This is a genomic window from Nitrospirota bacterium, from assembly GCA_035516965.1.
GTDB lineage: Bacteria > Nitrospirota > UBA9217 > UBA9217 > UBA9217 > MHEA01.
Genome location: DATIZR010000002.1, coordinates 1 through 8,597 on the forward strand (window position 1 = coordinate 1; position 8,597 = coordinate 8,597).

General features: G+C 60.0%; 9 protein-coding genes. 4 read left to right on the forward strand and 5 right to left on the reverse strand.

Annotation, left to right across the window (positions count from 1 at the left end):
- Positions 1 to 74 precede the first annotated feature (74 nt).
- From VL197_00130 to VL197_00140, 3 genes are read left to right on the forward strand one after another with little or no spacing between them, the layout of a single operon-like run.
- Positions 75 to 650: a Fe-Mn family superoxide dismutase gene (locus VL197_00130; protein HUJ16382.1), complete on the forward strand. Its 576-nt coding sequence runs from the start codon at positions 75 to 77 to the stop codon at positions 648 to 650.
- 60 nt (positions 651 to 710) lie between these two features.
- Complete coding sequence (locus VL197_00135; GenBank protein HUJ16383.1) at positions 711 to 1,214, forward strand: rubrerythrin family protein; 504 nt, start codon at positions 711 to 713, stop codon at positions 1,212 to 1,214.
- A gap of 4 nt (positions 1,215 to 1,218) precedes the next feature.
- On the forward strand, positions 1,219 to 1,788 hold the full coding sequence (locus tag VL197_00140) for a flavodoxin family protein (protein HUJ16384.1): 570 nt from the start codon (positions 1,219 to 1,221) through the stop codon (positions 1,786 to 1,788).
- Between the two features lie 205 nt (positions 1,789 to 1,993).
- Here VL197_00140 and VL197_00145 read toward each other — a convergent pair whose 3' ends face one another.
- Together VL197_00145 and VL197_00150 are read right to left on the reverse strand one after the other, a co-directional pair.
- Positions 1,994 to 2,659 (reverse strand): NADPH-dependent F420 reductase, encoded by a 666-nt coding sequence (locus tag VL197_00145; protein HUJ16385.1) that lies wholly within the window; start codon positions 2,657 to 2,659, stop codon positions 1,994 to 1,996.
- A 442-nt stretch (positions 2,660 to 3,101) separates the two neighbouring features.
- Positions 3,102 to 3,806: a response regulator gene (locus VL197_00150; protein HUJ16386.1), complete on the reverse strand. Its 705-nt coding sequence runs from the start codon at positions 3,804 to 3,806 to the stop codon at positions 3,102 to 3,104.
- 193 nt (positions 3,807 to 3,999) lie between these two features.
- Between VL197_00150 and VL197_00155 the strand changes: the two genes are divergently transcribed.
- Positions 4,000 to 5,142: an ion channel gene (locus VL197_00155; GenBank protein ID HUJ16387.1), complete on the forward strand. Its 1,143-nt coding sequence runs from the start codon at positions 4,000 to 4,002 to the stop codon at positions 5,140 to 5,142.
- A gap of 63 nt (positions 5,143 to 5,205) precedes the next feature.
- Here the strand turns inward: VL197_00155 and VL197_00160 are convergent, their stop codons facing one another.
- The 3 genes from VL197_00160 to VL197_00170 form a co-directional block, all read right to left on the reverse strand.
- Complete coding sequence (locus VL197_00160; GenBank protein ID HUJ16388.1) at positions 5,206 to 6,075, reverse strand: NAD(P)H-binding protein; 870 nt, start codon at positions 6,073 to 6,075, stop codon at positions 5,206 to 5,208.
- Positions 6,076 to 6,322: 247 nt separating this feature from the next.
- Positions 6,323 to 6,646, reverse strand: coding sequence for a DUF1059 domain-containing protein (locus tag VL197_00165; GenBank protein ID HUJ16389.1), 324 nt, complete (start codon positions 6,644 to 6,646; stop codon positions 6,323 to 6,325).
- Between the two features lie 399 nt (positions 6,647 to 7,045).
- The gene (locus tag VL197_00170; protein ID HUJ16390.1) at positions 7,046 to 8,101 is read right to left on the reverse strand and encodes an aldo/keto reductase; all 1,056 of its coding nucleotides are present in this window, start codon (positions 8,099 to 8,101) and stop codon (positions 7,046 to 7,048) included.
- Between the last annotated feature and the right edge of the window lie 496 nt (positions 8,102 to 8,597).

Genomic DNA, 8,597 nt, shown 5'->3' on the forward strand with positions numbered 1-8,597 from the left:
GCCTGCCAATACCCGCGTTTTCTGATATATTTAGTATCGACTGTTCTTCATAACCCTATGACCGGGAGGTAACCATGCCATACGCAGCGAAGGATTACGCGAAGCTTGTCGGGATGCAGGGGTTCAGCGAAAACCTGCTCAAGAACCACTTTACCCTGTATCAGGGCTACGTGACCAACACGAACAAGGTGCTCGATGCTCTTGACCAGTATGCAAAGGACGGCAAGACGGCGACGCCCGAATTCGCCGAGCTCAAGAGAAGGCTTGGATGGGAGTTCAACGGCATGAGGCTGCACGAATATTACTTCGAGAACCTGGGCGGGAACGGGGCAGCCAGGGACGGCAAGGCTGTGAAGAAGATCGCCGAGAACTTCGGGAGCTACGAGACCTGGGAAAAGGATTTCAAGGCAACGGGTGCCATGCGCGGCATCGGCTGGGTCGCGCTCTATCAGGACACGACCGCGAACCGTCTGATCAACTTCTGGATCAACGAGCACGACGTCTCGCATCCTGCCGGATGCAACCCCCTCCTCATCATGGATGTTTTCGAACATGCCTTCATGCTCGACTACGGGCTGAAGCGCGCCGACTATATCGAGGCATTTTTCAAGAACGTGAACTGGACGGCCGTCGACGCACGGCTCAAGTAATACGCAACCGGACGGGAACGGCTCTTTTATCTCCACGCATGCCAAAGGAGGCAAGCATCCATGTCGAAGACCGAGCAGAACCTGAAGGACGCTTTTGCGGGCGAATCACAGGCGAATAGAAAATACCTCGCCTTTGCCAAGAAAGCGGAAGAAGAGGGATATTTCCAGGCGGCCAGGCTCTTCCGCGCCGCTGCCGCTGCGGAAACGATCCATGCCCATAACCACCTGCGCGAGCTCAAGGGCGTCAAGTCGACACGGGAGAATCTCCTGGAAGCCATCACCGGGGAATCCTACGAGTTCCAGAAGATGTATCCCCGCATGATCGACGACGCGGTGGCCGAGGGACAGCAGTTCGCGCTCCGCAGCTTCACCTTTGCGAACGAGGTGGAGAAGGTCCATGCAGCGCTCTACAAGAAGGCACTGGACAACCTTGAAAGCGCGGGCAGGAACAAGACGCTCGACTACTTCGTATGCACCGTGTGCGGCTACACCGCCGAGGGAGCGGCCCCGGATGAATGTCCTGTCTGCAAGGCGAGGAAGCAGGCATTCAGGAAGGCGGAATAGCTAATTGAAGATCGTCGCATTCAACGGCAGCCCCCGTCCCGGCGGCAATACCGCAATCCTGCTGAACGAGGCGCTGAAGCCCCTGCGCGAAGCGGGGCATGATCTTCAGGTTTACCCGCTCGCCACCATGACCATCAAGCCCTGCCAGGACTGCGGGGGCTGCACAGCGACCGGCGTCTGCATCCACAAGGACGAGATGGCGGAGGTCTTTGACGCGATCCGCTCGGCCGAGCGGATCGTGCTCGCCTCTCCCATTTTTTTCTCGAGCGTGAGCGCGCAGACAAAAGCGATGATAGACCGGTGCCAGGCCTTCTGGTGCGAGAAGTACCTGCTGAAGAAGGAGATCCCCGCCGGTCCGCGGGGGCGAAGGGGGCTGCTGCTGCTGGTCGGCGGAATGAAGAAGGAAGGCAGTGAGCGGTGCGCCGCGGAGACGTCAAAGGCCTTCTTCCGGACCGTGAGCGTGCCGGAGCATCGGGTTCTGTATTACTCCGGCATTGATGCCAAGGGTGACATCCTGAAGCATCCGGCAGCACTCGGGGAAGCCTATCAGGCAGGACAGGAACTGGGCCAGTAGTTACTGCGGGCGCAATACTTCAGCCACATGAGGGACTCTTCCATGAGTCCCTTTTTTATTGCGCTCATGCTGTCGTGTGCAGCGAGAGGAATCCGTCACGCTGACTCTCCCTGGATCCCGGGAGTTAACCCGGCGAAACGGAAGCGCGGAAACACGAAGACCAAGGCGTGCCCGCTCCGGGAACGGAACGAAAGGGCCGTTAGGCTCACGCGGCCTTGGTTTTGCGCGCGATCCCCTCTCCGCGCTTGATCAGGTTCAACGCGATGCCCGTGCCGCGCTTTGCCGTGTATCCGAACCAGATGTTGAGATAGCCCATCGGTTCAAGGTAGCGCGCGTTCTGGAGCGGCCCCGCGTCGATGGCGTCGAAGCCCATGCTCTCGATCAACGCATGCACCGTTTTCTTTGCCCCTTCATCATCGCCGCAGTAATAGGCGGCCGCGCGGACCCCGTTGCCGAAATCAGGTCCTTCCCGAAGCACCTGCGCAAAGATGGTATTGAAGGCCTTCACGACCCTGGCGCCGGGAAGCGACCTTGCCAGCTCCTCGGCAAAGGACGTCGTGAAGCCGACGGTCAGGCCGGAGAAATCGGGCTTGAGCGCATTCGCGATGTCGATGACGATCTTTCCCCTGAGATCTCCCGCGCTCCGGAGCGCTTCAACCTGCGATCCCGCCGGCGTGGCGGCTATGAGCAGGTCCACGCCCTTTCCGACTTCCGGCGGTGGAACAGCCTTTACCTTCGGTCCTATCTCTTTCGCGATCGTATCTGCTTTGGCGATGTCCTTGGCCGTTAAAAGGACATCATGGCCGGCGGCGGCAATGCAGCGTGCGAGCCCCGAGCCCATGTTGCCAGAACCAATAATACCTATCTTCATGACAGTATCCTCCTTCAGTATGCGACATTCCCGTCTTCTTCGATGCTGAGCAAATTGCTTTTTCATGATGCACGCGCCTGGAGAGGACTGCGACAGGCTCAATCTCTCTCATTTCATGTTTAGCGCCGCGGGAGGGAACTGTCAAGCAGGACCAGCAGTGGACCAGTGTAAGAAAGTATGAGGAAGAATCAGAAAAGTAATAAGGACTGACAATCGAACGATCGAGTGCGGAAAGTCTCTCTTGTGGGAAGCCCGTGCCGATGAAAGCTCATCTGCTGGCGCGGTCCCGGGGATCGGCGAGAATGAAGACGGCCTGCTGCCTCTCAAAGGCAGCAGGCAATCTCCCGGACATTCCTTCAGCGGCTGAGAACGATCCATCCCCTGGGAAATTCGATGGCAGCAGCATAGCGGGCGATCATTTGGGCCTATGATCCCCGGTCACTCATGCTTCGTCCCCCGGCAAGGGCAGCTCGGGATACAGTCTGTGAAAGCAGTCCAAACACAGGCCGTGGCTGAACTCCACGTCCGACCGCGCGCTGATGTATGCTTCGATCTGGGTCCAGTAGCCCTTGTCATCGCGTATCTTTTTGCAGCTCGCGCAGATCGGCAGGTATCCCCGCAGCGTCTTGATCTCGCTCCTCGACTGCTCGATCTGGCTGAGCAGCTTCTGGCGCTCGATCGCGTAGCGGATAGCGCGGTCGAGCAGGCCTGCGGTGACCTGGTCCTTTACCAGGTAATCCTGGGCCCCCTTCTGGACGGCCTCGATGGCAACTCCATCATCATTGTTGCCGGTCAGCACGATGACCGGCATCCCGGGCGCCTCCGCGTGCACCGCTTCAAAGGTCCCGAGGCCGCTGCCGTCCGGCAGATCGAGATCGAGCAGGACGATGCTGAACGCGCCGCTTCTCATATGCGCCAGACCGCTCGTGAGCCGGTCGGCATGGGTCAGTCCGTAAGGCACCTTCACACTGATGGACAGGAATTCCCTGATGAGCAGGACGTCGGTCGGATTATCTTCGATGAGCAATACAGTGATGGTTCTGGAATTCATAATGACCGACCCGCTCTCTCTGAGGTCGCAGGGCGAACTGCCCTTCCCGGCTTCCCCCTTATTGATATCGATGTTCGCCGCGTTTCTCTCTCGCACCGTTTTATTTTCCCACGCATCTGATGCAGTGTCAAGTGCCGCGGGGATGAATATTCAACCACGACGGGGAAGAACGCCGGAGGGATCCCGCAGCTCTCTGCTATACTTTAATCACGAATTACCGCGGTCTCCGACACGGGGGGACAGGACCTGCTTCTCCGTTCCCTGGTACTATTCGCGGAAGGAGGTGCCCATGTCACTGTTGAAGATACTGATCGGCGTCCTTCTCATTGTTGTCGTGCTCTGGGACGCCTTCGAAGCCGTCGTGCTTCCGCGCCGCGTGACCCGCCGCTACCGTCTCGTTCGGCTGTTTTACCGCCTGACCTGGACGCTCTGGTCGGGAGCTGTCGCCGCGCTGCTCCCCCGGAGGCGCCGGGAAACGGTGCTGGGTTTTTTCGGCCCCCTCTCCCTTCCCCTGCTGCTCGCGCTCTGGGCGCTGGTGCTCATCACCGGCTTCGCTTTCCTCTACTCGGCTCTGGACCATGTCATCAAGACGCCGGAGGGCGTCGTGGACTTCGGCGTATGCCTGTACTTCAGCGGCACCACGTTCTTCACGCTCGGACTGGGCGACGTGGTCCCCTTGACACCGATTGCCCGTACGCTCATCGTGCTCGAGGCAGGCATGGGGTTCGCTTTCCTAGCGCTCGTCATCAGCTATTTGCCTGCCGTGAACCAGTCCTTCTCACGGCGCGAAGTCAACATCTCGCTCCTCGACGCCCGCGCCGGCTCACCGCCCACGGCCGCCGAGATATTGCGGCGCCACAGGGCCGGCAATTCCCTGGACGCCCTGGTCCCGCTGCTGCACGAGTGGGAGCGCTGGTCGGCAGACCTGCTCGAAAGTCACCTCGCGTTCCCCGTGCTGGCGTACTTCCGCTCCCAGCATGACAACCAGTCCTGGCTCTCCGCGCTCACATCCATGCTCGACACCTGCGCCTTCGTCATCGCTTGCCTCGAAGGCGAGCATGTCCGCCAGGCCCAACTCACGTTCTCCATGGCGCGGCACGCGGTCGTGGACCTTGCGCTCGTTCTGCACGTTCCTCCCCGCGCGGCAGGCCGTGACCGTCTCGATCCCGCTCAGTTGAGCGAACTCCGCTCGCTCCTGGGTTCGGCCAGCATCCGTCTGAGGGACGACAACGAAGCGACCACTCGCCTGAACGAACTGCGTCAGATGTACGAACCCTACGTCTATGCCCTGTCCAGGCGGCTGAAGCTTCCCCTTCCGCCATGGTTCCTGAAGTCAACCATCATGGACAACTGGCAGGTCAGCGCCTGGGGCCGGAGCGCCGGCTTTAAAAAAGACGAGCCTCCGGAACAGCGTGAACGGGAGCACTTCTAAAGGGTAAGAGAAACCCGCACCGGAAGGACCGGTTTACGGCTGGCAGCGGCCTCGTGCGCTCACTTAAGGTGCAGGAGTGAGAACCTTGCTGTTGCGGTCGAGGAATGCGTCGAGCGGCTCCGCAGGCCTCCCGGCGAGCCTTGTCATGTCTCCGCTGACCATATCGAACGCACCCGTTCGCATTGCTTCCTGGATGTCCAGATAGGCGCGTATGGCTCCCGCGGGCAACCCGGCCTCAACGAGCCCCTGCCGAAGCTGCTCAGGCGTGATCGGCACACGGGAGACGGGCCTGCCTGAAGCCTTCGTTGCTGCTGCGGCAACTTCTTCCTGCGTGACTGCCCGGGGGCCGGTCGCGTAGTAGGTCACGTCCTCGTGCCCCGGTGTCGCCAGGACGCCGGCCGCAAGCGCTGCCACGTCGTCGCGGGACACGTAGGCCACCGGAGCGGCGTCCGGCGCTGCATAAGTCCCGGACGTGACTGCCCGGGGAAGAACAGCCAGAAGATTGTCGGCATAAAGCGACATGCGGATGACCGTCCATACCGTCGCGAGTTCGAACAGAGCCATTTCCGTGGAGAAATGCGTGTCAAAGAGGTCCGGCCCCGGCCTCGCGCCGACGGTCGAGAGATAGATGATATGATGAACGCCTGCCCCGACGGCTGCCCTCACCGCGGCGCAGTGCTGCTTCCGGCGCACCCCGGTCCGAAGGTCCGATGTCGGAATGATCAGCAGTTTTTCTATCCCTCTGAATGCCGGCAGAAGCCCTCCCGGAACATCAAAATCACCGGTTCGGATTGTCGCCCCTTGTGCTGAGAAAGCGGCAACCTTTGCCGGAGTCCGCGTCACCGCGACAATATCCTTCGGAGGAATCTTGCCCACCAGCAGCCTCAGAATGCCAGAACCGAGCTGACCGCTCGCACCCGTTATACCGATCATAAGGACTTCTCCCGTAACCTCTCCCGAGTTTGACGACCGCTCAGGTCACCGGTCACATCCTGAGCCCCGCATGCGCATCCATGCTGTTCGAAACGGGTGCAGACGATCCGCCGGCCCGCTTCGTAATACTGCACAAAGAGCCCGCTCCCCGGGGCAATGCGGGCTCTTCTTTATCTTTGTTCATCCGAGGAGCATGAGAATACTCCTTAAGACCGGATCTCCTCTCCGGCGCCCAGGGGTGCTCTCGTCACGCTGCCTTGAGCTCCCTCTGACGGGCTGTCCTGCTGTTGTTCAGGATCATCTCGGCTTCTGCTATATACCGCCTGGTGCATTCCGGCTCGCCATTGCAATTGTATTTTTCGAATATGCTGTCAACAACGGCCGCAGCATCCGGCGCAGTACGGTTAATAAAAAGGTTCTTGATCTTCGCCACATCCTGAGGGGAAAGCGATGTCACACCGTGGGCTTCCCGCAGATGAAGAGACGCCATGTCAGCAAGCCGCTCCTCTGTCGGAGCCTTCAGGACCACGCTGCATTTGTGGCCCAGTTTTTCACATGAAAACTCCTTCATGATCATTCACCTCCCAGTTTCTTTTTCTCGCAATGTCGATCTACTAAAAGTATATCACCGCCTGTGGCGCAACAGTGCTCGGGCTGCTCGCACCGGGATTGTTCCCTCTGCTGAAGTGGAATCAGCAGTTGTACGCACAAAGGCGTATTGCGGGATCATGAGATGTCTGCAGAAATTACGCTGTGCTTCATTATCTCCTGAGAAGGAGAATGGAGAGCTTCCCATGACAGACGCGGAAAATACAAACAGCCCGACCCAACAGAGGGACGGGCTACGCATTCATGCGGCAGGCGCCGTGGAAGGCTTCTCATTCGCAGCCTTGCTGCGAATCATTAGCCGTCAGGTCAGGTCCACCATCTCCCTCCGGCTTCTGCCGTCGGCTACTGCTGGTGCATCACTTCAGGCCGCCTTCCGCGTTTCCGTTTTTACCTCAGCAAGCGGCCTCCGGTCGCGCGTCTGCCGCTCGACCATCCATCCCGGGTATTCCGGCGGAAGAGCGCTCGCAGCTTCGATACGGGCTACCTGCTCCGGCGCAAGCACCAGCTCTGTCGCAGCCAGGTTATCCAGGAGCTGCTCCGACGTCTTTGCGCCGATGATGATGCTGGTGACGAAGGGCCTCGTCAGGAGCCACGCAAGCGCAACGCGGGCGATCGATGTTCCCGTGTCCGCGGACACGGCGCGCAGTTCTGTCAGAACGGCCTTCGCCCGCACACGGTCAACGGGCGGGAAATCGAAGGTCGTGCGTCGCGCACCGGCAGGCCCGGGCGTCTCAAGATCAAACTTGCCCGACAACAGACCTCCGGCCAGCGGGCTCCAGGGCAGGATGGCCAGGCCCTGGTCCATTGCAAGCGGCACGACCTCGCGCTCGATGTCCCGGCCCGCGAGGGAATAGTACATCTGGGCGCTCACGAAGCGTGCGAGCCCGCGGGACTCGGACAGGGCGATCGCCTTCATCGCCTGCCAGGCCGTCAGGTTGCTGTATCCCACGTAGCGAGCCTTCCCGCTCCGCACCACGTCGTCGAGGGCGCGCAGTGTTTCTTCGATCGGCGTATCGAGGTCGGCGCCGTGGATCTGGTAGAGGTCGATGTAGTCCATGCCCAGCCGCCTGAGGCTGGCCTCTACGGACGACAGGATGTGCCCGCGGGACAGACCCGTATCGTTCGGTCCTGTTCCGGTGCGGCTTCGCACCTTCGTCGCCACGATGACCTGGTCGCGAGGCCAGTTCAGCCTGGCGAGCGCCGCGCCCACATACCGCTCCGATTCGCCCTCGGAGTACACATCCGCCGTGTCGATAACGTTGACGCCGGTATGGAGTGCCGTGGCAATGAGCCGTTCTGCCTCATCGGGTGTCAGCCTTCCAATGGATTCCCAGAACCCCTTTCCGCCAAAGGTCATGGTCCCGAGCGTCAGCTCCGAGACATACATGCCTGTCCTTCCGAAAAGACGATAACGCATGTCATGCTCCTTTCTTCCCCCCCTTGCGGCAAATACCGGCGGTTCCCGGGAAATAACATTCGGAACCGGAGGGAACACTTTAATCATAGCACTGATAAAAATCAGGGGGCAAAACGCATAGGAGAGGAGCATGACAAAAGTATGAGTAGAGGGAGTGGAGGGACGGGAAGTTGCAGGCATCTCCCCGTGAAAGCCGTCCTCTCTGTGCAACGAATACAAACAACGGCATGCTCCCTCAGCGGCATGTTCGCTGCTACAGGAACGGGAATGGTCGGTAAAAGAGCTCCCCCCCTTCGGGCTTTTCGGCCCTTTCCGCTCTGCAAGGCCAAGTACTCAAGCTCGCGAACGCACGAAAATCAGGTCTTCGCACGATTCAATTTGACCACCACGTCGGACTTTTTCTCCCCGTTGTCGTCATAGAGAGTCCTGGCCTGGGTGATGCTTTCCCTGCCGTCAGCAACGAGCCGGAGGGCGTGCATATGCATTTCCATGAGCG